Raw genomic sequence first — 24,510 nt, forward strand, 5'->3', positions numbered from 1 at the left:
CACTGACCGAAGATTGCGCCATTGCGATGCGGTTTCGCGCGGTGTGCTTAAGGTGCGCTTTGGGTCTCGCGCAAAGCTTTCGGATGATTTTAGACCAAGTGCGCGTGCTTGAGACGTTGTTGCAGCGCGGGCGCATTCAGCTTCGACGTCCCCTGGCCCTTGCGCGTGCCGACGAAGATCAACAGCGATGCCGCGACCAGGATGGCCGCGGTCAGGGTGATTGCAACGATGACCACAGGTGATTTCATCGACGTCCTGTCGCGATGCCGGTCGGCGCGGGCCATGCGGCGCCTTGAAGGCGGGTCCAGGATGAAGCGGGAATCAGACCGGCAGACCCATCGCCATGGTCGCCTTGGTCGACAGCACCGTCAGGGTGACGATCAGGCACAGCGAGAGCGCGGCGACGGCGAGCGAGGCCGCGACCGCGTTGGTCAGCCGGGAAGACGAAACGGTAGCGGGTGGGCCCTGAAAGCCTGCCGTGCCGGACGCCCGAATCATGGTCTAAATCCTTCAACGCGCGAGCGAATCACCCGCGACATCGAACAATTTCACTGTTGCAATCGGCAATATTGCGGCGGCCAATCGAGCGAAAATGGCGAGATTGCGGCAATGGTGACCTTTATGCCCGCTATTTGCCAGAGCGTGATCGCCCCTCAGGCACCAGCAGCGATGCTGGCGGGGTCCTCGATGTCGGCCGGCCGCCAGTCCATTGCGACGTAGCCGGGGGCCGCTTCCACGCGCTTCAGCCAGTCCCGGATCGCCGGGAAGGTCGAGAGGTCGAAGTCGCAGCGGTCGGCGAGGTGGGTATAGCCGTACAGCGCGATGTCGGCGACCGTGAGCTGGCGGGCGGCGAAATAGGCGTTGGTCCTGAGATGATTCTCCATCACCTGGAGCGCGCCATAGCCGCGCTCCATCCAGTCCTCCAGCGAATGAGTCTGGAGGTCGCGGCCGCCCCTCACCAGCGACAGCCAGAAATAGGCCGCGCCGATGTTCGGCTCCAGCGCGTGCTGCTCGAAGAACATCCATTGCAGCGCGTCGGCGCGATCGATGCGGTTCTCCGGCGCGAGCGGCGTGCCGACGGCGACGTACCAGAGAATGGCGTTGGACTCGGCGAGATAGCGATCGTCGCCGACCTCGAGCAGCGGCACCTGGCCGGATGGGTTCTTGGCCAGGAAGTCCGGGGTGCGGCTCTCGCCGCGCAGAATGTCCACCTCGACCGCTTCGTAAGGCAAGTTCAGCAGCGCCAGCGCAAGGCGGACCTTGTAGCTGTTGCCCGAGCGCTGCATCGAATAGAGCTTGTACATTCTGGGGATGATTCCGGACGACGGGGAGCGCGGCGCTTGTTGCCCCGCAACGCGGCTAAACAATGATGCCGATGCGAATCCGCCGCAAGACCCGGCCAATAGAAAAACTCGAAAACCCTACCGCATTGCAATGCGGCGGAAGATCATTTCCGTGCGACCATCCAACTCAGTTCACGCTTGCGTCAACGCGCAAGTGCGTTGCTCGACGCGATCGTGTGCGAGCACCGCGGTCGCGTCTTGGGCACTGAAGCTTCCGCATCGTCATGGCCCGGCTTGTCCCGGCCATCTACGCGCTGCACACGGCACGAAGAACGTGGATGCCCCGGGCCTTCGCCTCGCCGAAGCGGCTTCGGCCGCGCAGGCGAGACAGGCCCGGGCATGACGACGTTCTCGTTTCATAGCCCGCGAAGGCCGCAAAATTGCTCCGAGGACACGCGTTGTCGGATATGAGGGGTTTGCGCGGCAAAGTTACGGAATATTGCGGGAAATCGCGGCTCGAAACGCCAGACACGTAAACTTTTGCGGGATCGGACCGAAGTTTCTTGCGGTGCAACGGCACTCGTTTTAGGGTGGTTCATTCCCACAATCGGAGTCGTGAAGCCAAAGGGTTCACGACGCTTGTCAGGAGATGACGATGTCCTTCCTTGCCGCTGCGCTCGACCGTGTGAAGCCGTCCGCGACCATCGCGGTCACGGATAAAGCACGTGCGCTGAAAGCGGCGGGCCGCAACGTCATCGGTCTCGGCGCCGGCGAGCCCGACTTCGACACGCCCGCGAACATCAAGCTGGCCGCGATCCACGCCATCGAAGCCGGTAAGACCAAGTACACCGCGGTCGACGGCATTCCCGAGTTGAAGGAAGCCATTATCGCCAAGTTTCAGCGCGAGAACGGCGTCGTCTACAAGGCGAACCAGATCATCGTCGGCACCGGCGGCAAGCAGGTGCTCTACAACGCGCTGATGGCAACCATCAATCCGGGCGACGAGGTGATCATCCCCGCGCCGTACTGGGTCAGCTATCCCGAGATGGTGGCGCTCGCCGGCGGCGAGCCGGTGCCGGTGGTCTGCACCGCCGCGACCGGCTTCAAGCTCCAGGCCGAGGCACTCGAGCGCGCGATCACGCCGAAGACCAAATGGGTGATCCTGTGCTCGCCGTCGAACCCGACGGGAGCTGCCTACACCAGGACCGAGCTGAAGGCGCTCACCGACGTGCTGGTCAAGCATCCGCATGTGTGGGTGATGACCGACGACATGTACGAGCACCTCGTCTATGACGACTTCCAGTTCACCACGGTCGCGCAGGTCGAGCCGAAACTCTACGACCGCACGCTCACCGTGAACGGCGTGTCGAAGGCCTATTGCATGACCGGCTGGCGCATCGGCTATGCCGGCGGTCCGGCGCAGCTCATCAAGGCGATGTCGACGATCCAGTCGCAGTCGACCTCGAACCCGTCGTCGATCGCGCAATGGGCCGCGGTTGAGGCGCTGAACGGTCCGCAGGACTTCATCCCCGCCAACAACAAGGTCTTCAAGGAGCGCCGCGATCTCGTCGTCTCCATGCTGAACCAGGCCAAGGGCATCGAGTGCCCGCGGCCCGAGGGCGCCTTCTACGTCTATCCGTCCTGCGCCGGCACCATCGGCAAGACCGCGCCGTCGGGCAAGGTGATCGACAATGACGAGACGTTCGTCACTGAACTGCTGGAGACCGAAGGCGTCGCCGTGGTGCAGGGTTCGGCCTTCGGCCTCGGCCCCGCGTTCCGCATCTCCTACGCGACCAAGACCTCGGACCTCGAAGACGCCTGCAAGCGCATCCAGCGCTTCTGCGGCAATCTGCGCTGAACTCACAGACATGAAGTGACATCAAAGGGCCCGCGCAATGCGGGCCCTTTTTCTTTCAAGTCTGCACGATCTGGCGCCACCGGAACTGTTGTGGCATAGACCATCGCGCGGCGTGTGCCGCGCCTCCATGCTCGCATCACATTCATCGCCGGAGATATTCATGAGCCGTTCACTCCTCCTCGCCGGGCTTGCCGTTGCGAGCCTCGTCGCCTCCGTTGCGGGCGCCAGCGCGCAATCGCGGATGGTGCAGGTGGGCGTGCTCGAATGCCGCGGCGGCGCCAGCGTGGGCTTCATCGTGGGATCGGTGACCCATCTCGGTTGCGTGCTGCGCGTCGATGGTTTGCCGGACGACCGTTACGTTGCGACGATCCGCAAGGTCGGTCTGGATATCGGCATCACACAGGAGACGGCTTTGGCGTGGGGCGTGTTCGCGCCGGTGAACCGGCTCGGCCCGGGCGACCTCGCCGGCAACTACGCCGGTGCGCAGGGCAGCGCCTCGGTCGGTGTCGGCCTCGGCGGCAACGTGCTGGTCGGCGGCTCCAACAATTCGATCGCGCTCCAGCCGCTCAGCGTGCAGGGCCAGGTCGGCCTCAACGTCGCCGCCGGTCTCGAGAGCCTGGAACTCCGCCCGGGACGTTGAGACTCGGCGCCAGCCGAAGCGCTCCTCCTCAACCTCTCTCCGGGAGAGGAGGAAATACCGACGACGCACCGCAGCGATTTTTGATGCTTGCCAAATCTCGGGGACGGGCAGAGCATCAGCGTTTGCCGACCCAATCATGGGCCGAGCTCCACACCAAGGAGGCGGCGAATGGGACAAGACGTCAGAAGTCCCCGAGGTCCACGGTGCATCGCGCTGGTGGGCCCTTTCCAAAGCGGTAAAACCACACTTCTCGAAGCCATCCTGGCGCGAACGGGCGCAATCCCGCGCGCCGGCAGCGTCGATGCCGGAACCTCCGTCGGCGACGCCACGCCAGAGGCCCGTCATCACAAGATGACCGTCGGGCTGACTGCCGTCACCACGAGTTTCATGGGCGACAGCTACACCTTCCTCGATTGTCCCGGTTCCGTCGAATTTGCCCACGACATGCGCGCCGCGCTGCCCGCGGTCGATGCCGCAATCGTGGTCTGCGAAGCCGACGAGAAGAAGCTGCCGCAGCTTCAGATCATCCTGCGCGAGCTGGAGGAGCTGAAGATCCCGCGTTTTCTGTTCCTCAACAAGATCGACCGCGCCAACAAGCGCATCCGCGAGACGCTCGAGATGCTCCAGCCCGCCTCGCGCGTACCGCTGGTGCTGCGCCAGATCCCGATCTGGAAGGACGAGTTGATCGAGGGCTTCGTCGATCTCGCGCTGGAGCGTGCGTTCATTTACCGCGAGCACAAGGCCTCCGAAGTGGTCGCGCTCCAAGGCGGCGATCTCGATCGCGAGAAGGAGGCCCGCTTTTCGATGCTGGAGAAGCTCGCCGATCACGACGATGCGCTGATGGAGCAGCTGCTCGAGGACATCCAGCCGCCGCGCGATGCCGTGTTTGACGATCTCGCCCGCGAATTGCGCGACGGGCTGATCTGCCCCGTGCTGCTGGGCGCCGCCGCACGCGAAAACGGCGTGCTGCGTTTGATGAAAGCGTTGCGCCACGAGGCGCCCGGTATCGCGGAAACGGCAAAACGTCTCGGCGTTCCCGAAACGAGGGACGCCCTCGGCTTCGTCTTCAAGACGTTGCATTCGCAGCACGGCGGCAAGCTGTCGCTGACGCGCATGCTCGCCGGCCATCTCGACGACGGTGCCACGCTGCAATCCTCCTCCGGAGGGGCCAGCCGCATCTCCGGCATCCTCGCCGTCACGGGGGCCTACGACACCAAGCGTACCGCGGCGGAAGCCGGCGATACGGTGGCGCTCGCCAAGCTCGACCCGATCAAGACCGGCGACACGGTCTCGAGCGGCAAGATCCAGCCGGCAGCGCTCACCGCCGTAGAACCCACTCCGCCGGTGCTCGCGATCTCGGTTGCGGCCACCGACCGCAAGGACGACGTCAAGCTCGGCCAGGCACTGATGCGGCTGCACGAGGAGGACCCCTCGCTCGTCTTCGTGATGAACGCGCAGACCCACGACACTGTGCTGTGGGGTCAGGGCGAGATGCACTTGCGCGTCGCGAGCGAGCGGCTGCGCGATCGTTTCGGCGTCAAGGTCGCTTCGCATCCCCCCGCGATCGGCTATCAGGAAACCATCCGCAAGCCGATCGTCCAGCGCGGCCGCCACAAGAAACAGTCCGGCGGGCATGGCCAGTTCGGCGATGTCGTGCTCGACATTAGGCCGCTGCCGCGCGGCGAGGGCTTCAAGTTCGCCGAGAAGGTGGTCGGCGGCGCGGTGCCGCGCAACTACATCGGCGCGGTGGAAGAGGGGGTCATCGACGGGCTCGCCCGCGGCCCGCTCGGTTTCCCGGTCACCGATTTGCAGGTGACGCTGACCGACGGCTCCTATCATAGCGTCGATTCCTCCGACCTCGCCTTCCGCACGGCGGCGCGGGTCGGGCTCACCGAGGGCCTGCCGCAATGCCAGTCGGTGCTGCTGGAGCCGATCCATGTGGTCGAGATCGTCTGCCCGACCGACGCCACCGCCAAGATCAATGCGATTCTGTCGGCACGGCGCGGCCAGATCCTCGGCTTTGACACCCGCGACGGCTGGAGCGGATGGGACTGCGTCCGCGCCATGATGCCGGAAGCCGAGATCGGCGAATTGATCGTTGAGTTGCGCTCGGCCACGGCAGGCGCCGGCAGCTTCACCCGCCAGTTCGACCACATGGCCGAAGTCACGGGGCGCGCCGCCGACCAGATCATCGCAGCGCATCAGCACGCGGCGTGATCGGTCTGCCGAAGTAAGGGACGCATCACTGTCTCACTCCCTCTCGCCGTTCTTACGGGGAGAGGGGTGGGGTGACGGGCTTCACAATGGGCGTGGCGAAGGTTGGACTCACGCTGCTCCTCCCAACCGTCATTGTGAGCGCAGCGACTTGTCCGCCGAAGCTTTAGCGAAGGCGGAAGCAATCCAGTCTTTCCGCGGAGGAATTCTGGATTGCTTCGTCGCTTCGCTCCTCGCAACGACGGTGGAGACGGATGGCTCGCATGGCGAGCTTCCCCTTGCGTTCGGTCGTTTATGATGTATTTTACATCATTGTGCATGCTCCAGACATCATTTATAATCTTTCATAGGTGAGGCCAAGGTGATCACGTCGTTCCAGATGCGGGCAGCGCGTGCGCTGCTCGGCATTGACCAGAGGGCCTTGGCGGAGCTCGCAGGCGTTTCGCTGCCGACCATTCAGCGGATGGAGGCGAGCACCGGCAATGTCCGCGGCGTGGTCGAGACCTTGATGAAAGTGGTCGAAGCCTTTGATCGCGCCGGCGTCGAGCTGATCGGCGAACAGGCGCGCAGCGAAGGCGGCGGACGTGGCGTTCGGCTCAAGGAGCCGGGGCCGCCGCGTCGGGTGGGAGCATGATCCCGCAATGATCATGCTCGGGAGCAGTCTTAACTAACGCACCGTCGCGCCCCGATACGCGGCCGCACGATGCATCGGAGCGTTGTGGGCAGCGGAGCATTTTGCTGAAATGAGCATCACAGGCGAACACGCAGGCAAGCTGCACCAGCCTCGTCGGCCGACCTTTACCGAACTCTATCTGCCAAAGCTCGTCACCGTATGGCGCGAGGGCTATGGCTTATCGGATTTCCGTGCCGATGTGTTCGCGGGCCTCACGGTCGCGATCGTCGCGCTGCCGTTGTCGATGGCGATCGCGATCGCCTCGGGCGTGACGCCGGACCGCGGACTCTACACCGCTGTTGTCGGCGGCTTCATTGCGTCACTGCTCGGCGGCAGCCGATTCCAGATCGGCGGTCCGGCCGGCGCCTTCATTGTGCTGGTTGCGGCGACCGCCGACCGTCACGGGGTTGACGGCGTGGTCCTGGCCACGCTGATGGCGGGCCTGTTCCTGATCGCTGCGGGCTTCCTGCGGATCGGCACCTATATCAAGTTCATTCCATATCCTGTGACGGTTGGCTTCACGGCCGGCATCGCCGTCATCATCTTCGCCAGCCAGCTGCGCGATCTCGGCGGGATCACGCTCCTCGCGAAGGAGCCCAGCGAATTCGTCCCGAAACTCGTCGCGCTTGCCGGGGGCCTGCACACCGTCAATCCGTCGGCCGTCGCGGCTGCGATCGTCAGCATTGCCATCATCGCCGGCCTGCGACGCTGGCTGCCGTCCTGGCCCGGTATCCTGATCGCGGTCGTGCTCGCGGCGGTCGCATGTGCCGTGCTGTCGCTGCCGGTCGAGACCGTCGGATCGCGCTTCGGCGGCATTCCGCGGGAACTGCCCTCGCCAGCCTTGCCTGCATTCTCGCTCGCGAAGGCGACCGCCGTGCTGCCCGATGCGATCTCCTTCGCACTGCTCGCCGCCATCGAATCGCTGCTGTCGGCGGTGGTGGCCGACGGCATGACCGGACGCCGTCACCGCTCCAATTGCGAGCTGGTGGCGCAAGGTGCCGCCAATGTCGGCGCGGCGGTGTTCGGCGGCATCTGTGTCACGGGGCTGATCGCGCGCACGGCGACCAACATCCGCGCCGGCGCGCGGGGGCCGCTCGCGGGCATGCTGCATTCGGTTTTCCTGCTGCTGTTCATGCTGATCGCAGCGCCGCTCGCGAGCTACATCCCGCTGGCCGCGCTCGCCGCCGTGCTCGTCGTGGTGGCCTGGACCATGGCGGAGAAGCACGAATTCGCGACGCTCCTTCGCTCGTCATGGGGCGATGCCGTCGTGCTGCTCGCAACCTTCCTGCTCACCATCTTCCGCGATCTGACCGAGGGCATTCTGGTTGGCTTCGCGCTTGGCGCGGTCCTGTTCATCCATCGCATGGCGGAAATGACGGGCATCGAGGAACGATCGCCACTGGTGGCCGCCGATCGTCCCGATGATGATAATGGCGGGCGCGTGCCTTACGACCCCGCACTCGCGGTCGATCGCGACGTGCTGGTCTATCGCATCACCGGCGCGTTCTTCTTCGGCGCGGCCTCGGCGATCGGCAGCGTGCTCGACGGCATCGCCGACAAGCGCAAGGGTTTTGTGGTCGATTTCGCCGACGTGCCGTTCCTGGATTCGACCGCGGCCAACGTGCTCGGCCGCGTCGCCGCCAAGGCCCACCGCCAGGGCATCCGGCTGTTCATCACAGGGGCGTCGCCTGCGGTCCGCCGTGCGCTGCTCACCCATGGCGTCACGCCGCCACGCGCGCGCTATCGCGAGACCATCGCGCGTGCGGTCGCCGACATCAAGGGCGGCGCGGCGCTGCCCGCGGGTGGTGAGGCGGGCACGACCTGACGTCGAGCCTCTCCCGAGACGGCCCCGCGCGCTTGACAGCGCCTGCGGGACGCGAAATGGATCGCCTCCGAAACCACCCCAGGGGAGGACGACCGTGACCAAGGCTCCCGCAGCCTGTCTGATCGGATGGCCGGCCGCGCATTCGCGCTCGCCGCTGATCCATCGATACTGGCTGCGCACGCTCGGGATCGAGGGCGGCTATGTCATCGAGGCGGTTCCACCCGATAATTTGCGTGACTTCGTCCTGCGGCTGTCGCTGCGCGGCTTCGTCGGCGCCAACGTCACCATCCCGCACAAGGAAGGCGTGCTCGAGCTGTCGACGCCCGATGCCCGCGCGCGAGCGGTCGGTGCGGCCAACACGCTGTGGTTTGCGGACGGCGAGCTGCGCTCGACCAACACCGACGTCGAGGGCTTTATCGGCAATCTCGATGCCAGCGCGCCCGGCTGGGACGCAGCCAGCGAGGCGCTGGTGCTCGGCGCCGGCGGCTCCTCGCGCGCCATCGTGTTCGGGTTGCTTGAACGCGGCATCAAGCGCGTCCATCTCGCCAATCGCACCGTCGGCCGGGCCGAGATGCTTGCAAGGCAGTTCGGGCCGAAGGTGCATCCTGTTGCGTGGGATGGCATCGACCACATTCTGCCGCGTGCAAAACTTCTCGTGAACACGACCTCGCTCGGCATGCACGGTCAGCCTTCACTCGACCTTAAAGTGGCGCGCCTGCCGGATGGCGCCGTGATCGCCGATCTCGTCTATGTCCCGCTGGTGACGCCGCTGCTGGCGGCCGCACAGGCGCGCGGGTTGAAGACCGCCGACGGGCTCGGCATGCTGCTGCATCAGGCGGTCCGCGGCTTCGAGCTGTGGTTCGGCCAGCGGCCGCAGGTCACGGCCGAGCTGCGTGCGCTGGTCGAGGCCGATCTCACAAAGACTTGAGAGAATAGCGCGTAATCTCCGGAGTTCTATGTCCGTAGGGACAATAGGGCGCAATCGGAGACCATCATGTCTGTTCAACGTGCAACTTTCACACGTCCGCTCATCGCCGTCGCGATGGTGGCCGTCTCGACCCTCTCGGCCCTTGCGCAAAGGGCGCCGGTGCCGACGCGCGTGCGAGGCACGATCGAAAGCGTCAATGGCGACACGATTCAGGTCAAGGCGCGCAGCGGCGAGGATGTCAAGCTGCACATCGCCTCCGACGTGAACGTGTCGGGCATTACCAGGATTTCACTTGCCGACATCAAGCCCGGCTCCTTCGTCGGCGCCACCACCGTGCCGGGACCGGACGGAGGCGCGAACGCGGTCGAGGTGCACGTGTTTCCGGAGAGCATGCGCGGCACCGGCGAGGGCTCGCGACCCTATGACCTCAAGCCCAATTCCAGCATGACCAATGCGACCGTGTCGGAGAGCGTGGTCGGCAATGACGGCCATACGCTGCTGGTCAAGTACAAGGACGGCGAGAAGAAGGTGTTCGTCGCCGACAATACGCCGGTGGTGACCTTTGTCCCCGGCGACAGATCCGATCTGAAGGCCGGCGCCAAGGTGATCGCCTTCATGAAGCAGCTGCCGGACGGCTCATTCGAAACCAACCGCGTCAGCGTCGGCCGCGACGGCCTGACGCCGCCGATGTAAATGGAGAATAACAACATGTCGAAGAGAACCTGGATATCACGCCTCGGCGTGGCCGCGTTCGCCGCCTGCATCGTCACGTCATCCGCCCTGGCGCAGCAGACGCCGACGGTCCGCATCCGCGGCACCATCGAGAGCGTCGACGGCAACACGCTCGGCATCAAGACCCGCGAAGGAACCGACGTGAAGGTGCGCATGACCGACAACGTCGCCGTCTTCGCGGTGGTGAAGACGTCGTTGTCGGAGATCAAGGACGGCTCCTATATCGGCGTCACCGGCCTGCCCGAGCCCGACGGCACCCAGAAGGCGATCGCGGTGCACATCTTCCCCGAAAACCAGCGCGGCGCGGCCGAAGGTTTTCGTCCCTGGGACGCGCGCGCCAACTCGACCATGACCAACGCCACCGTGGCGCAGACGGTGAAGGGCACCGACGGCCAGAACATCACGGTCAAGTACAAGGACGGCGAGAAGAAAGTCGTGGTGCCGCCGGACACGCCGATCGTCACCTTCGTCGCCAGCGACAAATCCGAGCTCAAGCCCGGCGCCAAGCTGATCATTTTCGGCGCGGTGAAGAAGGACGATGGTTCGCTTGAGGCCAACCGGGTGAATGTCGGCCGCGACGGGGTGACGCCGCCGATGTGAGGGCGAACGCTGAAATCTTAGGGTGGGCAAAGGCGCGAAGCGCCGTGCCCACCCTACGATTTGCGAATTGGTGGGCACGCTTCGCTTTGCCCGCCCTACGGCACTGCCGCTGCGGTTCACATCGCGATGATATGTTCGTCGATTTCGTCAATCCGGTTGACGCCGCACAGGCCCATGGTGGTGAGCAGCTCCTTCTGGATGATGTCGATCGCCTTGGCGACGCCGGCCTGGCCGCCGGCGCCAAGGCCATAGGCGTAGGCGCGGCCGATCATGCAGGACTTCGCGCCGAGCGCGAGCGCGCGCATCACGTCCTGGCCGGAGCGGATGCCGCCGTCGAACATGATCTCCATCCTGTCACCGACCGCCTCGGCGATCTCGGGCAGCACCTCGATCGATGACGGCGCGCCGTCGAGCTGACGGCCGCCATGGTTCGAGACGACGAGAGCCTGCGCGCCGGTCTTGGCGGCTTCCTCGGCGTCCTCGACGTCCAGAATGCCCTTGATGATCAGCTTGCCCGGCCAGATGCTGCGGACCCACTCGACGTCCTTCCAGTTCAACGACGTGTCGAACTGCGAGGCGGTCCATTCGGCGAGGCGATTGAGGTCCTCGGTGTTCTTCACGTGGCCGGCGATGTTGCCGAAGGTACGGCGCTTGCCCCGCAGCACGCCGGAGACCCACGCGGGCTTTGTGGCGAAATCCAGAAATTTAGACATCGTCCACTCGGGGGGGATCGTCATGCCGTTCTTGATGTCCTGGTGGCGCTGGCCGATGACCTGGAGATCGACGGTCAGCACCAGCGCGGAGCATTTCGCCGCGATCGCGCGCTGGATCAACTCCTTGATGAAGCCGCGGTCCTTCATCACGTAGAGCTGGAACCAGAACGGCTTCTCGACATTGGCCGCGATGTCCTCGATCGAGCAGATCGACATCGTCGACTGCGTGAACGGGATACCGGCCGCTTGCGCGGCACGGCAGGCATGGATCTCGCCATCGCCATGCTGCATGCCGAGCAGGCCCACCGGCGCGAGGATCAGCGGCATGGTCGAGGGCTCGCCGAGGATCGTGGTCGCGGTGTCGCGTTTGGAGACGTCGACCAGAATGCGCTGGCGGAACTTGATCGCCTGCATGTCTTCGCGGTTGGCGCGCAGCGTTTCCTCGGCGTAGGAGCCGCGGTCGCAATAATCGAAGAACGCCTTCGGCACGCGGCGCTGATGCAGTGTGCGAAGATCGTCGATACAGGTGATGTGCTTCATGAACGTTTCCCGGCCCGTCTTGTCGGAAGAGTCTTGTATGGGAAGACTCTTGCATCGGAAGATCGAGGGGTCATCTAGCATGGTTGGATGCACAGCCAAATCGTTTGCAAATCCTTTGTGGAGAGGAGGGCGCCATGACCAGGCCGCACACCGGACCGACGCCGGAGGAGATCAAGGAGAAGCATGATCTCGAGGAAGCGCTGGAGGAGGGTCTGGAAGAGACCTTTCCGGGCTCCGATCCCGTCAGTGTCACCCAGCCGGCGCCGGGCCGCGCGGACGGCCATGTGAAGCGCTCGGACTAGGTGCCGGTTCCGCCCTGTTCCAGTATCTTCAACGGAAATATAATGTTAACAAGACGTTATTGGGGCCGGGAGCCGCCCGGTTCCGTAATGATTCATCATATTTTTTGAAGCCAAGTTAGCCGTGATGGCTCTATAAGACCTCAGCAAATCAGGGATGCGGGTCCCGCTTGGGCACCCGGAGGTTGCGCTGGGGATCCCTGGTTGTTGCGTGGGGGACGATATGAGCCGCAAATATTTCGGGACGGACGGGATCCGGGGCCGCGCCAACGGACTGATCACGCCGGAGCTCGCGCTCAAGGTCGGCCAGGCCGCAGGCCTGGCGTTTCAGCGCGGTGACCACCGCCACAGGGTCGTGATCGGCAAGGACACCCGCCTGTCCGGCTACATGATCGAATACGCGATGGTCGCGGGCTTCACTTCGGTCGGCATGGACGTGCTGCTGGTCGGCCCGATGCCGACGCCGGCGGTCGCGATGCTGACCAAGTCGATGCGCGCCGATCTCGGCGTGATGATCTCCGCCTCGCATAATCTGTTCGAGGACAACGGCATCAAGCTGTTCGGGCCGCAGGGCTTCAAGCTCTCCGACGACGTCGAGAAGCAGATCGAGCAGCTGCTCGATGAGCCCATCGACAAGCGTCTCGCCCAGAGCGCCAGTCTCGGCCGCGCCCGCCGCATCGACGGCGTGCATGACCGCTACATCGAATTCGCCAAGCGCACGCTGCCGCGCGATCTGTCGCTCGACGGCTTGCGCGTCGTGGTCGATTGCGCCAATGGCGCCGCCTACAAGGTGGTGCCGGAAGCGCTGTGGGAGCTGGGTGCCGACGTGATTCCGATCGGGGTCGAGCCCGACGGCTTCAACATCAACAAGGAATGCGGCTCCACCTCGCCCGAAGCGCTGTCGAAGAAGGTGCGCGAGATGCGCGCCGACATCGGTATCGCGCTCGACGGTGACGCCGATCGCGTCATCCTGGTCGACGAGCGCGGCCACATCGTCGACGGCGACCAGCTGCTCGCGGTGATCGCGCAGAGCTGGAAGGAAGACGGTCGGCTGTCGCGATCGGGCATCGTCGCCACCGTGATGTCGAACCTCGGGCTCGAGCGATTCCTCAATGCGCAGGGGCTCGATCTCGTGCGCACGCCGGTCGGCGATCGCTACGTGCTCGAGCAGATGCTGAACGGCGGCTACAATCTCGGTGGCGAGCAGTCCGGCCACATCATCCTGTCCGACTACGCCACCACCGGGGACGGCTTCGTGGCCGCATTGCAGGTGCTTGCCGTGGTGCAGAAGCTGCGCCGGCCGGTGTCGGAAGTCTGCCACCGCTTCGATCCGCTGCCGCAGATCCTGAAGAACGTCCGTTATAAAGGCGGCAAGCCGCTCGACAATTCCGACGTCAAGTCGGCGATCTCCGACGGCGAGCAGCGGCTCAACGGCCACGGCCGCCTGCTGATCCGCTCCTCCGGCACCGAGCCGGTGATCCGCGTCATGGGCGAGGGCGAGGATCGCATCCTGGTCGAGGACGTCGTCGATACCATCGTCTCGGCGCTCGGGAACGCCGCGGCCTGAACTCGCAGCCATCCTTCGAGATGCCCGCTTTCGCGGGCTCCTCAGGATGAGGTTTTGCTTCCAGGCGAAGACGTAGACCCTCATGGTGAGGAGCCCGCCACAGGCGGGCGTCTCGAACCATGCAGGCCGCAGTTTGGCCGCGAAATCTGGCGAAGCGCATTCCAGCCATGGGTGTTTGGCGGTGGATCGGTCGCCGCGCGCATCGTAACTAGCTTGTCGCGGCAATCTGCCGCGCCCGCCGGGATGCTCCAGTGAACAAGCCTGTCGTCGTCTCAGAGGAAACACTGACGGAGCCCGTCCTCGTCAGCGACGTCGAGCCCGGCGCCAAAGGTGCCGCGGGGCCGGCCTATGTCGTGCTGGCCGGCATCAGCTTCTCGCACTTCCTCAACGACACCATGCAGTCGCTGATCGCCTCGGTGTATCCGATCCTGAAGGACACCTATGCGCTCGACTTCGCGCAGATCGGCATGATCACGCTGGCCTTCCAGTTCACGGCCTCGCTGCTCCAGCCGGTGGTCGGCCACTACACCGACAAGAAGGCGCAGCCCTATTCGCTGTCGATCGGCATGGCCTCGACCTTCTTCGGTCTGTTGCTGCTCAGCGCCGCCCACCAATATCTCGTCATCCTCGTCGCAGCCGCTCTGGTCGGCCTCGGCTCGGCGGTGTTTCACCCGGAGTCGGCGCGCATCGCGCGGCTCGCCTCCGGCGGCCGCTACGGTTTTGCGCAATCGGTGTTCCAGCTCGGCGGCAGTTTTGGCACCTCGATGGGACCGGTGCTCGCCGCGCTCATCGTCGTGCCGTTCGGGCAGGGCAGCATCGCCTGGTTCTCCTCGATCGCCTTCCTTGCGATCCTCATCCTCTGGCGCATCGGCCGCTGGTACGAACCGCAGATCAAGGCGAAGAAGACGGCGGTGGATCAAGCCCATCCCGACGCGCCGAATTCGCGTCGCGTCGTCGTTGCGCTCCTCGTGCTGGTCGCGCTGCTGTTCTCGAAGCAGCTCTACGTCTCGAGCCTGTCGAGCTACTACATCTTCTATCTGATCGACCGCTTCGGCGTGTCGACGCAAGCCGCGCAGATGTATCTCTTCATTTTCCTCGCAGCGAACGCGGTCGGCGCTTTTCTCGGTGGTCCCCTGGGCGATCGCTTCGGCCGCAAGATCGTGATCTGGATCTCGATCCTGGGGGCGCTGCCGTTCACGCTGGCGCTGCCCTATGCCGGGCTCTATGCGAGCGCGGTGCTGTCCGTGATCATCGGCCTGATCATCTCCTCGACGACGTCGTCGATCATCGTGTTCGCGCAGGAGCTGGTCCCGCACCGCTTCGGCATGATCTCCGGCGTGTTCTTCGGTGTCGCCTTCGGCATCGGCGGCCTGGGCGCCGCCGTGCTCGGCAAGCTCGCGGACCACACCTCGATCGCGTTCGTCTACCAGGTTTGCGCCTATCTGCCGGCGATCGGCCTGCTTGCGGTGTTCCTGCCCAAGCTGCCGCGGCACGCGCGTTAACATATCCTGACTTGCTGCAACGCGGCTTCATACATCGTTAGGAAATGCGGCGACGGCGTCGCATTTGGCGCTGCATTTTTGCAACGCTCGCGCCGCCCGCGCGTCCGAGTTGAGAAAAAATCAACCTTAAAAATTAGGGTTAAGTGGCGCTTAAACATTTGCTGGCATCGTCCGGGCCGTGAGTTTCCAGAACGTGAGGCGCCGTATTGCCTCACCGGCCAAAAGGACGAAGCCAATGCGTAGCGTTAAGTCTCTCCTTGCCGCGGGTGCGGCAACCCTGATCTCCTCGATGGCGTTCGCCGCCGACATGCCGATCGCGGCGCCCCCTCCGATGTACGCGCCCCCGGCTCCGCCCGCCGACTTCGGTGGCTGGTACCTGCGCGGCGACGTCGGCTTCAGCAATCAGAAGACGAGCGATCTCCACTACGGTCGCGAGTCCGCCTATTCGCAGCTCACCTCGTTCAATCAGCAGTCGTCGTTCGACACCGCCGGCATCTTTGGCCTCGGCGCGGGTTACCGGTTCAACAATTGGTTCCGCGCGGACGTGACCGGGCAGTATCGCGGCAATTCGAATTTCAAGGGAACGGATCGTTTCACCGGAACCGCGGGCGGCGTGCCCTACAGCGGGATCGATAATTACAGCGCATCCAAGTCCGAATGGCTGGTCTTGGCGAACGCGTATGTCGACCTGGGCACCTGGTGGTGCATCACGCCGTTCATCGGTGCCGGCGTTGGCGGCGCACGCGTCTCCATCTCGAACTTTACCGATACCGGCATCAACGATCTTGCGTTCTCGACGGCGAGCTTCTCGAGCGCACCAGCCGGTTCGAAGTGGAACCTGGCGTGGGCTGCCCATGCGGGTCTCGCGTACAAGGTCAATCCCAACCTCGTTCTCGAACTGGCCTACAGCTATGTCGATATGGGTGAGGGGCAAACCGGTGTCTTGTCGACCTACACCGGGGCAACCACCGGCAACGTTTTCAAGTTCAAGGACATTACCTCGCACGACCTGAAGCTCGGTGTGCGCTGGAATCTCGACAGCCCGCCGGCCTACATGCCGCCGCTCGTCACCAAGGGCTGATCGTCAGCCTCATCGCTTAATCTCTCTTAACGGCGCGGGATCATCCCGCGCCGTTTTGCTTTGCGTATTTTTCATGGCGGGCGGCGACGAAAGCCTCCGGCGCAACCATTGGTTAAGGTTAACGGGCCATGATCACGAGCGAAAGTTCGAGTTCGATGGAGCGTTCGATGCGTAGGCTTTTGTTGGCGGTGGCGATGTTGGGGACGGTCTCTGCGGCGCACGCGGCCGATCTCTCCGATCTTCCCATCCTCCGAGGCAGCTTCACCGACGGGCTGTCAAAGACGTCCCACAACTGGGACGGTTTTTATGTTGGCGGCCAGTTCGGGTTTGCCACGACCGATGTTGATTTCAGTCATGCTCCGAAGACGATGACCGACTTCATGCTTCGCAACAGCATCCTTGAGGCGCCAGTCGGCGGCTGGTCGCTGCTGCCGAGTAACCACGTGCAGTCGACCGGGTTTGGCGCCTATGTCGGCCGCAATTGGCAGCTCTACGATGCAGTGTTCGGCGTCGAGGCCAATTACAGCTACATGAAGAATATATCGAGCTCGGCAAGTGATTCCATGACACGCATTCTCGACGGTGAGACGGCGCCAACGGGCCATACCTATACCTACGTCACTTCACTCGGTGGTGGTGCTGCGCTAAAGCTGAAGGATTACGCCACCTTCCGCGGTCGGGTCGGTTGGGACGGCGGCGACTTCATGCCCTATGCCTTCGCCGGTCTGGCGATTGGGCGCGCTGAAGTTTCGCGATTCGCGACGGTGTCCTACATCAAGCATGACGACTATGACGAGTCGATTGTCCTGGGCGGTGTTACGGCGACGATCCATCGACAGGACACGATTGACACGGGTACGTTTAACAAGACTGAGCTGCGCACCAACAGCTTCATGTACGGATGGACGGCCGGTATCGGTGTCGAGTACGCGATCTGCAACAACATCCTGGTTCGCGGCGAATGGGAGCATGTCGGCTTCTCGGACGTGAAGGACATCACTGTCGGCCTGAATAACTTCCGCGTCGGCATTGGCTACCAGTTCTGAGTCGCCCGCTTCCTGTTGACAGATTCCTTCCGTCCTGATGCTCTGTCGCCGAATGCGCGGGGGCACCGATGCGGATCTACGGCGATAGCAATTCCGGCAATTGTCTGAAGGTGAAGTGGGTCTGCGACAAGCTCGCGGTGCTCTACGAGTGGATCGAGATCGACACCCGCAAGGGCGAGACCCGTACGCCGCAATTCCTCCAGATGAACGGTGCCGGCCAGGTGCCCACCGTCGCTTTCGACGACGGTCGCACGCTGGCGCAGTCCAATGCCATCATCCGCTATCTCGCGCGCGACAGTGCGCTCATTCCGGGCGACGCCTTCACTGCCGCCAAGATGGACGAATGGCTGTTCTGGGAACAATACAGCCACGAGCCCTATATCGCGGTGTGCCGCTTCCAGCTCGTCTATCTCGGCAAGGACGCCTCCGAGCTCGATCCTGAAAAGGTCAAGCGCGGCTACGCGGCGCTCGATCGCATGGAGCAGCATCTGGCGGCAAACCGCTTCTTCGCCGGTGATGACGTTTCGCTTGCCGACGTCTCGCTGCTTGCCTATACGCGCGTCGCGCATGAAGGCGGCTTCGATCTCGGTCGCTATGCCGCCATCCGCCGCTGGATCGGCGAAGCCGAGACCTTTCTCGGGCTACCCAAGGTGCGTTAGGCGCGCTTGAGGCAGGAGTAACTTTATGAACGCCGAATCTGTCTCCATTCGTCCCGCGCGCCGCGAAGATGTTGCTGCGATCGTGACGATGCTCGCCGACGATCATCTCGGGAGCGCACGCGAGCGCGTGGAAGACCCGTTGCATGCGTCCTATTACGAGGCATTCGCGCGGGTCGAGCGCGATCAAAATATCCAGCTTGTGGTTGTCGAGAGTGAGGGCAGGGTGGTCGGCTGCCTGCAGCTCGCGATCCTGCCGGGTCTCAGCTCGCAAGGCGGCTTGCGCGGTCTGCTCGAAGACGTCCGCGTCGCTTCCGATTGCCGCAGCCGCGGCATCGGCGAGCAATTGGTGCAATGGGCGGTGACGGAAGCGAAAGCGCGCGGTTGCAATCTCGTCGAACTGCTGACGCATCAGACGCGAACAGATGCGCAGCGCTTCTACAAGCGGCTTGGGTTCACGGCGAGTCACGTCGGCATGACTGTCCGCTTTTGACGCAGCACGCTATGAGCCTTGCGCGATCAGCGAAATCGGATCGCGCGTACGTTCATATTAAGAGCTGATAAACCACCGTCACGGCGTTCACGTTGGTGAAGGAACGAACGGTGCTACGGGACGTCGAAACCGGGCTCGATCGGTTCGGGGATTTCGATGACAAGCTATTCGATGATCAAGGTCGGCAACGACTACGTCGTGCAGGCCAATGACAAATGCATTTTGAAAGTCGGCAGCCGCCGCCGCGCCGCGCAATTGATCAGCGATGCCACGGGCTTGCTGAACGCGCTGGCGGTGGTCGATTCCCCCAAGATCGCACCGGAGGCGCCATCACCCGCGCGTGAGGCGCCGGAACTTCCTTGACTGGTCTTCCCGATTCCCGTATCAGCCGCGGCGGGACACCTCCCCCCAACGGGAGGCTTACTATCTGGAAGGGTAGACGATGACTGTAGCGAAGCCCGCTTCGCGGCCGAACGTGCCGCATTTTTCCTCCGGCCCCTGCGCCAAGCGCCCCGGATGGAATGCCCAAAATCTCAAGGACGCAGCGCTCGGCCGTTCGCATCGCGCGAAGGTCGGCAAGACCAAGCTCAAGCTCGCGATCGATTTGACGCGCGAAGTGCTCGAAGTGCCCGCTGATTATCGCATCGGCATCGTGCCGGCCTCCGATACCGGCGCGGTCGAGATGGCGCTGTGGTCGATGCTGGGTGCGCGGCCCGTCACCACGCTCGCCTGGGAATCCTTTGGCGAGGGCTGGGTCAGCGACATCGTCAAGGAATTGAAGCTCAAGGACGTCACCAACCTCAACGCGGCTTACGGTGAGATCCCCGACCTCTCCAAGGTCGATCCGAAGTCCGACGTCGTCTTCACCTGGAACGGCACCACCTCGGGCGTGCGCGTGCCGAACGCCGACTGGATCAGCGCGACCCGCGAAGGCCTGACCATCTGCGACGCCACCTCGGCCGCGTTCGCGCAACCCCTCGACTGGGCCAAGCTCGACGTCGTCACCTTCTCCTGGCAGAAGGCGCTCGGCGGCGAAGCCGCGCATGGCATGCTGATCCTGTCGCCCCGCGCGGTGGAGCGGCTCGAAACCTACAAGCCGGCCTGGCCGCTGCCGAAGATTTTCCGCATGACCAAGGGCGGCAAGATCAACGAAGGCATTTTCGTCGGCGAGACCATCAACACGCCGTCGATGCTCTGCGTCGAGGATTATCTCGACGCACTGAACTGGGCCAAGTCGATCGGCGGCCTGAAGGCGTTGATCGCGCGCGCCGACGCCAACACCAAGGTGCTCGCCGACTGGAAGGCTAAGACGCCTTGGATCGACTTCCTCGCCAAGGACGCCGCAATCCGCTCCAACACTTCGGTGTGCCTGAAGTTCACCGATCCCGCGATCACCTCACTCTCCGAGGACGTGCAGGCCGAGTTCAGCAAGAAGCTGGTGGCGCTGGTCGAGAAAGAGGGCGCGGGCTACGACTTCGCCTACTATCGCGATGCGCCCGCCGGCCTGCGTATCTGGTGCGGCGCCACCGTCGAGGCCAGTGATGTCGCGCTGCTGACCCAGTGGATCGACTGGGCCTTCGCCGAGACCAAGGCCACGCTCGCCAAGGCGGCGTAGTTTTTTACCTCTCCCCGTTCTTACGGGGAGAGGTCGGGTCGCCCCCGGCGATGCGAAGCATCGTCCGGTGCGATCCGGGTGAGGGGCCTCTCTCGGCTTGCTCCTCGCTTGTGGCTGCCCCTCACCCCGACCCTCTCCCCGTAAGAACCGGGAGAGGGAGAAGTGCTCCGAGACATTCACCCAATCCGGTCTAAGGCCCTTCCCTTAGGAAGGCAGAGGACACATTCCCATGACCAAACCCAAAGTTCTCATTTCCGACGCGCTCTCTCCCGCCGCCGTACAGATCTTCAAGGACCGCGGTGTCGAGGTCGACTTCCAGCCCAACCTCGGCAAGGACAAGGACAAGCTCGCCGAGATCATCGGCAATTACGACGGCCTCGCGATCCGCTCGGCGACCAAGGCGACCGCGAAGATCCTCGAGAAGGCGACCAATCTCAAGGTGATCGGCCGCGCCGGCATCGGCGTCGACAACGTCGAGATTCCCGCCGCCACGGCCAAGGGCATCATCGTGATGAACACGCCGTTCGGCAATTCGATCACGACCGCCGAGCACGCCATCACCCTGATGCTGGCGCTGGCGCGCGAGATTCCGCAGGCGGACGCTTCGACCCAGGCCGGCAAGTGGGAGAAGAACCGCTTCATGGGCGTCGAGATCACCGGCAAGGTGCTCGGCGTCGTCGGCTGCGGCAACATCGGCTCGATCGTCGCCGACCGTGCGCTCGGCCTGCGCATGAAGGTGATCGCGTTCGATCCGTTCCTGTCGCCGGAGCGCGCCAGGGACATCGGTGTCGAGAAGGTCGAGCTCGACGACCTGCTCAAGCGCGCCGACTTCATCACCCTGCATACGCCGCTCACCGAGAAGACCAGGAACATCATCGACGCAGCCGCGATCGCCAAGATGAAGAAGGGCGTGCGCCTGATCAACTGCGCCCGCGGCGGTCTCGTCGACGAGCAGGCCGTGGTCAACGCTTTGAATTCCAAGCACATCGCCGGCGCCGCTTTCGACGTCTTTGTCGAGGAGCCCGCCACCGCGAATGTGCTGTTCGGTCATCCCAACGTGATCTGCACGCCGCATCTCGGCGCGTCCACCACCGAGGCGCAGGAGAACGTCGCGCTCCAGGTTGCCGAGCAGATGTCGGATTACCTGCTCACCGGTGCGATCTCGAATGCCGTCAACTTCCCCTCCATCACGGCGGAAGAGGCGCCGAAGCTGAAGCCGTTCATCGCGCTCGCTGAAAAGCTCGGTTCGTTCGCGGGACAGCTCACCGAGAGCGGCATCCTTAAGGTCGAGATCACCTATGAGGGCCACGTCGCCGAGATGAAGATCAAGGCGATCACCTCCGCCGTGCTATCCGGCCTGCTGCGGCCGATGCTGGGCGAGGTCAACGTCGTCTCCGCGCCCGTCGTCGCCAAGGAGCGCGGCATGGTGGTCGACGAGATCGTCCGCGCCGCCCAGAGCGACTATGAAAGCTTGATCACCGTCACCGTCACCACCGAGCGGCAGGGGCGGTCGGTCTCGGGCACGGTCTATGCCGACGGCAAGCCGCGCCTGGTCGACATCAAGGGCATCCGCGTCGACGCTGAATTTGGCAAGTCGATGATCTACGTGACCAACGAGGACAAGCCGGGTTTCATAGGCAAGTTCGCGAGCCTGCTCGGCGATGCCAAGATCAACATCGCGACCTTCCATCTTGGCCGCGTTGCGCCGGGCTCCGATGCCATCGCGCTGATCGAGGTCGACGGCGCGGTGCCGGCCGATCTGCTTGCCAAGGTGCAGGCCCTGCCGCAGGTCAAGCAGGTCAAGGCGCTGACGTTCTGATCCGCCGACATATTCCGACCCGCGGAACAACGCCGCCCTCTCGCGAGGGCGGCGTTTTTATTTCTCCCGCGACCGCCGGACATTGTGTACCAATGGCGCCGAGAAACCTCGACCGATGCTCCGGTCAAAATCGTTCGAAAGGGAGAAAACAATGCGTGAAGCCGTCATCGTTTCCTATGCACGCACGGGCCTCGCGAAATCCGGCCGCGGCGGGTTCAACATCACCCCGCCGATGTCGCTCGCGGCCCACGCCATTCACCACGCAGTCGACCGAGCCGGCGTCGAGAAGGACTATGTCGAGGATTGCTATCTCGGCAATTGCGCTCATGGCGCGCCGAACATCGGCCGCCAGGCCGCGCTGCTGGCGGGAATGCCGAAATCGACCGGGGGCGTCTCGGTGAACCGGTTCTGCTCGTCCGGTCTCCAGACCATCGCGATGGCCGCCAACTCGATCCGCTCGGACGGTTCCGACTGCATCGTCGCAGGCGGCGTCGAGAGCATCTCGATGCCGGGCGGCGGCACGCCGAAGGAGACGATCGATCCCGAACTGCTCAAGACGGCACCGGCGATCTTCATGGCGATGATTGACACCGCCGATATCGTCGCCGAGCGCTACAATCTCAGCCGTGAATATCAGGACGAGTATTCGCTGGAGTCGCAGCGCCGCATGGCCGCCGCGCAGCAGGCCGGCAAGTTCAAGGACGAGATCGTCCCGATGAAGACTAAGATGAAGGTGGTCGACAAGGCGACCAAGGCCGAGTCGATCGTCGATTACGTCGTCGACCGCGACGAGTGCAACCGGCCCGAGACCACGCTGGAAGGTCTCGCCAAGCTCGAGCCCGTCAGGGGCCCCGGCAAGTTCGTCACGGCCGGCAACGCCAGCCAGCTGTCGGACGGCGCCGCGGCCGTGGTGCTGATGGAAGCCAAGGACGCGGAGAAGCGCGGCCTCAATCCCATGGGCCGCTTCGTCGCCTGGGCGGCCGCGGGTTGCGAGCCGGACGAGATGGGCATCGGCCCGATCTTTGCCGTGCCGAAGCTGTTGAAGCGTCATGGCCTGAAGATCGACGACATCGATCTCTGGGAGCTCAATGAAGCCTTCGCCAGCCAGTGTCTCTATTCGCGCGACAAGCTCGGCATCGATCCCGCCAAGTACAATGTCAACGGCGGATCGATCGCGATCGGCCATCCGTTCGGCATGACCGGCGCGCGGCTCACCGGCCACATCCTCCAGGAGGGCAAGCGCCGCAAGGCGAAGTGGGGCGTGGTGACGATGTGCATCGGCGGCGGCCAGGGCGGCGCGGGACTGTTCGAAATCTACAGCTGAGATCGAGCCTCATGAATGCGGAAGGCACGGCGTCGCAAGCGCCGTGCCTTGTTGTTTGAGCACCAGGTCAGGCGTGTACTCTTTGGGTCATCGGTTTTGTGGGATGAAGCGGCTGAAGGATGGTAGTCTAAGACAAAGCTTGATGATGAGGGGAAGCGCGAGGACCGGGATGACGCACGCAGCGACATAACCTTCCGCCAGCGACGGCAGACCGAAGCTCGCCGCTGCCCACACGAGCGTGACGTTGCGGTTTCCGCTCACGAGACCGATGGTACCGGCGGTTTGCCACCCAGCCTCGCGAACGTCAGGGCAGCGAGGACGCACAGACCGAAATTGAACACGATCGCCGCGGCGAGCATCACGTCGAAACGCAGGGCGTTGCTGGTCCATTGCGCCCGTATGCCTTGCGAGGTGGCAAGCCCCACGATCATGAGCCCGACAACGGCGATCCCGGTGGCGGCGCTTTGATCGGGCATAACGGGAATCACATGACGACGAAACCTCATGGCTAAGAAGGCCACCAGGCCTGCAGCGCCGATAATGCTGAAGAGCCGGATTGCCAGCCCGCCCATGTCGAATGCAATTCCAAGCCCGAGCACCGTGGCAAAACTCGGAATCGAGATCGGCGTGAGCAAGGTCAGTGCGATGGAAACGAGCAGTGCAAGACGTGGTCGCAAACCGAGCATTCCGGCGATCGCAGCGGCGCTTCCGACCGGCGGCGCCAGCAGTGAAAGCAGAACGCCGGCCCGCAGCGCAGGATCAAGCGGAGCAAAGGACAGCAGAATCGCAGCAGCGAATGGCAGCACCAGGCCAACCCAGGCAAGTACCACGCCCATCAGGAGCGGACGAATGCTGGCTTCAGAGGGGGCAAGACCCGCCGTAAGAAACGAGCCCAGCGTCAGAAGAAATGCCGAAAAAGGCAAAAGATCGTAGCCGAGATGAGCGAAGGGAGTGATCATCAGCCCTGCGCAAAGCGAGATCACCAGGAGCATAGGTCCTTGTCCGCCAAGCGTGGACAATATCCGGCCAACGTACATCTCAGCTCCTCAGGACTTGCGCATCGACGACGATGCGTCTTCAGATTTCAGTCATGTCGGCCACC

Annotated in this window: 24 protein-coding genes; 19 read left to right on the forward strand and 5 right to left on the reverse strand. The window is 63.8% G+C overall.

The annotated features are described in order from the left end of the window. Window positions 1-89: 89 nt before the first annotated feature. The 3 genes from AC0L23_RS13650 to AC0L23_RS13660 form a co-directional block, all read right to left on the reverse strand. The gene (locus tag AC0L23_RS13650) at window positions 90-284 is read right to left on the reverse strand and encodes a hypothetical protein (RefSeq protein ID WP_018453544.1); all 195 of its coding nucleotides are present in this window, start codon (window positions 282-284) and stop codon (window positions 90-92) included. Between the two features lie 37 nt (window positions 285-321). Next, on the reverse strand, window positions 322-498 hold the full coding sequence (locus tag AC0L23_RS13655; RefSeq protein WP_007614766.1) for a hypothetical protein: 177 nt from the start codon (window positions 496-498) through the stop codon (window positions 322-324). A gap of 155 nt (window positions 499-653) precedes the next feature. Then, complete coding sequence (locus tag AC0L23_RS13660; RefSeq protein WP_018453545.1) at window positions 654-1,304, reverse strand: glutathione S-transferase family protein; 651 nt, start codon at window positions 1,302-1,304, stop codon at window positions 654-656. Between the two features lie 634 nt (window positions 1,305-1,938). Between AC0L23_RS13660 and AC0L23_RS13665 the strand changes: the two genes are divergently transcribed. From AC0L23_RS13665 to AC0L23_RS13700, 8 genes are all read left to right on the forward strand, one after another. Then, complete coding sequence (locus tag AC0L23_RS13665; RefSeq protein ID WP_007596745.1) at window positions 1,939-3,141, forward strand: pyridoxal phosphate-dependent aminotransferase; 1,203 nt, start codon at window positions 1,939-1,941, stop codon at window positions 3,139-3,141. 160 nt (window positions 3,142-3,301) lie between these two features. Beyond that, window positions 3,302-3,781, forward strand: a complete 480-nt coding sequence (locus AC0L23_RS13670) for a DUF992 domain-containing protein (RefSeq protein WP_085360572.1) — start codon at window positions 3,302-3,304, stop codon at window positions 3,779-3,781. 168 nt (window positions 3,782-3,949) lie between these two features. Further along, window positions 3,950-5,998 (forward strand): elongation factor G, encoded by a 2,049-nt coding sequence (locus AC0L23_RS13675; protein WP_085360570.1) that lies wholly within the window; start codon window positions 3,950-3,952, stop codon window positions 5,996-5,998. A gap of 358 nt (window positions 5,999-6,356) precedes the next feature. Beyond that, the gene (locus AC0L23_RS13680) at window positions 6,357-6,629 is read left to right on the forward strand and encodes a helix-turn-helix domain-containing protein (protein WP_007614761.1); all 273 of its coding nucleotides are present in this window, start codon (window positions 6,357-6,359) and stop codon (window positions 6,627-6,629) included. 109 nt (window positions 6,630-6,738) lie between these two features. Continuing rightward, window positions 6,739-8,493 (forward strand): SulP family inorganic anion transporter, encoded by a 1,755-nt coding sequence (locus AC0L23_RS13685; RefSeq protein ID WP_085360568.1) that lies wholly within the window; start codon window positions 6,739-6,741, stop codon window positions 8,491-8,493. A gap of 94 nt (window positions 8,494-8,587) precedes the next feature. Beyond that, on the forward strand, window positions 8,588-9,421 hold the full coding sequence (locus AC0L23_RS13690) for a shikimate dehydrogenase (RefSeq protein ID WP_085383817.1): 834 nt from the start codon (window positions 8,588-8,590) through the stop codon (window positions 9,419-9,421). Window positions 9,422-9,487: 66 nt separating this feature from the next. Next, on the forward strand, window positions 9,488-10,114 hold the full coding sequence (locus AC0L23_RS13695; RefSeq protein ID WP_085360564.1) for a hypothetical protein: 627 nt from the start codon (window positions 9,488-9,490) through the stop codon (window positions 10,112-10,114). Window positions 10,115-10,129: 15 nt separating this feature from the next. Continuing rightward, complete coding sequence (locus tag AC0L23_RS13700) at window positions 10,130-10,753, forward strand: single stranded DNA-binding domain-containing protein (protein WP_026232553.1); 624 nt, start codon at window positions 10,130-10,132, stop codon at window positions 10,751-10,753. Between the two features lie 116 nt (window positions 10,754-10,869). On the opposite strand, the gene AC0L23_RS13705 is transcribed toward AC0L23_RS13700, so the two are convergent. Continuing rightward, window positions 10,870-12,006, reverse strand: coding sequence for an alpha-hydroxy acid oxidase (locus AC0L23_RS13705; protein ID WP_018453552.1), 1,137 nt, complete (start codon window positions 12,004-12,006; stop codon window positions 10,870-10,872). 134 nt (window positions 12,007-12,140) lie between these two features. Between AC0L23_RS13705 and AC0L23_RS13710 the strand changes: the two genes are divergently transcribed. From AC0L23_RS13710 to AC0L23_RS13760, 11 genes are all read left to right on the forward strand, one after another. Then, window positions 12,141-12,308, forward strand: a complete 168-nt coding sequence (locus tag AC0L23_RS13710; protein WP_162847257.1) for a hypothetical protein — start codon at window positions 12,141-12,143, stop codon at window positions 12,306-12,308. Between the two features lie 220 nt (window positions 12,309-12,528). After that, complete coding sequence (glmM, locus tag AC0L23_RS13715) at window positions 12,529-13,872, forward strand: phosphoglucosamine mutase (protein ID WP_085348797.1); 1,344 nt, start codon at window positions 12,529-12,531, stop codon at window positions 13,870-13,872. 251 nt (window positions 13,873-14,123) lie between these two features. Further along, window positions 14,124-15,374, forward strand: coding sequence for an MFS transporter (locus AC0L23_RS13720; protein WP_085383819.1), 1,251 nt, complete (start codon window positions 14,124-14,126; stop codon window positions 15,372-15,374). A gap of 235 nt (window positions 15,375-15,609) precedes the next feature. Continuing rightward, complete coding sequence (locus AC0L23_RS13725) at window positions 15,610-16,455, forward strand: outer membrane protein (protein WP_240543166.1); 846 nt, start codon at window positions 15,610-15,612, stop codon at window positions 16,453-16,455. 128 nt (window positions 16,456-16,583) lie between these two features. Continuing rightward, window positions 16,584-17,501 carry an outer membrane protein gene (locus tag AC0L23_RS13730; RefSeq protein ID WP_085348794.1) on the forward strand — a complete coding sequence of 306 codons (918 nt, stop codon included), beginning with the start codon at window positions 16,584-16,586 and terminating at the stop codon, window positions 17,499-17,501. 68 nt (window positions 17,502-17,569) lie between these two features. Then, window positions 17,570-18,160 carry a glutathione S-transferase family protein gene (locus AC0L23_RS13735; RefSeq protein WP_018453558.1) on the forward strand — a complete coding sequence of 197 codons (591 nt, stop codon included), beginning with the start codon at window positions 17,570-17,572 and terminating at the stop codon, window positions 18,158-18,160. 25 nt (window positions 18,161-18,185) lie between these two features. Further along, the gene (locus AC0L23_RS13740) at window positions 18,186-18,650 is read left to right on the forward strand and encodes a GNAT family N-acetyltransferase (protein WP_018453559.1); all 465 of its coding nucleotides are present in this window, start codon (window positions 18,186-18,188) and stop codon (window positions 18,648-18,650) included. A 171-nt stretch (window positions 18,651-18,821) separates the two neighbouring features. Further along, window positions 18,822-19,013 (forward strand): hypothetical protein, encoded by a 192-nt coding sequence (locus AC0L23_RS13745; protein WP_240543165.1) that lies wholly within the window; start codon window positions 18,822-18,824, stop codon window positions 19,011-19,013. Between the two features lie 79 nt (window positions 19,014-19,092). After that, a complete protein-coding gene (locus AC0L23_RS13750; RefSeq protein WP_085360559.1) occupies window positions 19,093-20,265 on the forward strand; it encodes a phosphoserine transaminase in 1,173 nt (390 codons plus the stop codon). A gap of 229 nt (window positions 20,266-20,494) precedes the next feature. Then, complete coding sequence (gene serA, locus AC0L23_RS13755; RefSeq protein ID WP_018453562.1) at window positions 20,495-22,084, forward strand: phosphoglycerate dehydrogenase; 1,590 nt, start codon at window positions 20,495-20,497, stop codon at window positions 22,082-22,084. A 151-nt stretch (window positions 22,085-22,235) separates the two neighbouring features. Next, window positions 22,236-23,408: a thiolase family protein gene (locus tag AC0L23_RS13760; protein ID WP_085360557.1), complete on the forward strand. Its 1,173-nt coding sequence runs from the start codon at window positions 22,236-22,238 to the stop codon at window positions 23,406-23,408. A 257-nt stretch (window positions 23,409-23,665) separates the two neighbouring features. Here AC0L23_RS13760 and AC0L23_RS13765 read toward each other — a convergent pair whose 3' ends face one another. Further along, complete coding sequence (locus AC0L23_RS13765; RefSeq protein WP_240543164.1) at window positions 23,666-24,400, reverse strand: hypothetical protein; 735 nt, start codon at window positions 24,398-24,400, stop codon at window positions 23,666-23,668. Between the last annotated feature and the right edge of the window lie 110 nt (window positions 24,401-24,510).

The sequence above is a fragment of the Bradyrhizobium sp. MI1.4 genome (assembly GCF_055811315.1).

Excerpts from the sequence above, each read along its gene's own strand:
- AC0L23_RS13700 (WP_026232553.1), top strand. The coding sequence starts at position 10,130 with ATGTCGAAGAGAACCTGGATATCACGCCTCGGCGTGGCCGCGTTCGCC.
- AC0L23_RS13655 (WP_007614766.1), bottom strand. The coding sequence starts at position 498 with ATGATTCGGGCGTCCGGCACGGCAGGCTTTCAGGGCCCACCCGCTACC.
- AC0L23_RS13740 (WP_018453559.1), top strand. The coding sequence starts at position 18,186 with ATGAACGCCGAATCTGTCTCCATTCGTCCCGCGCGCCGCGAAGATGTT.
- AC0L23_RS13735 (WP_018453558.1), top strand. The coding sequence starts at position 17,570 with ATGCGGATCTACGGCGATAGCAATTCCGGCAATTGTCTGAAGGTGAAG.
- AC0L23_RS13730 (WP_085348794.1), top strand. The coding sequence starts at position 16,584 with ATGATCACGAGCGAAAGTTCGAGTTCGATGGAGCGTTCGATGCGTAGG.
- AC0L23_RS13710 (WP_162847257.1), top strand. The coding sequence starts at position 12,141 with ATGACCAGGCCGCACACCGGACCGACGCCGGAGGAGATCAAGGAGAAG.
- AC0L23_RS13695 (WP_085360564.1), top strand. The coding sequence starts at position 9,488 with ATGTCTGTTCAACGTGCAACTTTCACACGTCCGCTCATCGCCGTCGCG.
- AC0L23_RS13665 (WP_007596745.1), top strand. The coding sequence starts at position 1,939 with ATGTCCTTCCTTGCCGCTGCGCTCGACCGTGTGAAGCCGTCCGCGACC.
- AC0L23_RS13725 (WP_240543166.1), top strand. The coding sequence starts at position 15,610 with ATGCGTAGCGTTAAGTCTCTCCTTGCCGCGGGTGCGGCAACCCTGATC.
- AC0L23_RS13675 (WP_085360570.1), top strand. The coding sequence starts at position 3,950 with ATGGGACAAGACGTCAGAAGTCCCCGAGGTCCACGGTGCATCGCGCTG.
- serA (WP_018453562.1), top strand. The coding sequence starts at position 20,495 with ATGACCAAACCCAAAGTTCTCATTTCCGACGCGCTCTCTCCCGCCGCC.
- AC0L23_RS13705 (WP_018453552.1), bottom strand. The coding sequence starts at position 12,006 with ATGAAGCACATCACCTGTATCGACGATCTTCGCACACTGCATCAGCGC.
- AC0L23_RS13660 (WP_018453545.1), bottom strand. The coding sequence starts at position 1,304 with ATGTACAAGCTCTATTCGATGCAGCGCTCGGGCAACAGCTACAAGGTC.
- AC0L23_RS13760 (WP_085360557.1), top strand. The coding sequence starts at position 22,236 with ATGCGTGAAGCCGTCATCGTTTCCTATGCACGCACGGGCCTCGCGAAA.
- glmM (WP_085348797.1), top strand. The coding sequence starts at position 12,529 with ATGAGCCGCAAATATTTCGGGACGGACGGGATCCGGGGCCGCGCCAAC.
- AC0L23_RS13650 (WP_018453544.1), bottom strand. The coding sequence starts at position 284 with ATGGCCCGCGCCGACCGGCATCGCGACAGGACGTCGATGAAATCACCT.
- AC0L23_RS13685 (WP_085360568.1), top strand. The coding sequence starts at position 6,739 with ATGAGCATCACAGGCGAACACGCAGGCAAGCTGCACCAGCCTCGTCGG.
- AC0L23_RS13670 (WP_085360572.1), top strand. The coding sequence starts at position 3,302 with ATGAGCCGTTCACTCCTCCTCGCCGGGCTTGCCGTTGCGAGCCTCGTC.
- AC0L23_RS13765 (WP_240543164.1), bottom strand. The coding sequence starts at position 24,400 with ATGCTCCTGGTGATCTCGCTTTGCGCAGGGCTGATGATCACTCCCTTC.
- AC0L23_RS13750 (WP_085360559.1), top strand. The coding sequence starts at position 19,093 with ATGACTGTAGCGAAGCCCGCTTCGCGGCCGAACGTGCCGCATTTTTCC.
- AC0L23_RS13745 (WP_240543165.1), top strand. The coding sequence starts at position 18,822 with ATGATCAAGGTCGGCAACGACTACGTCGTGCAGGCCAATGACAAATGC.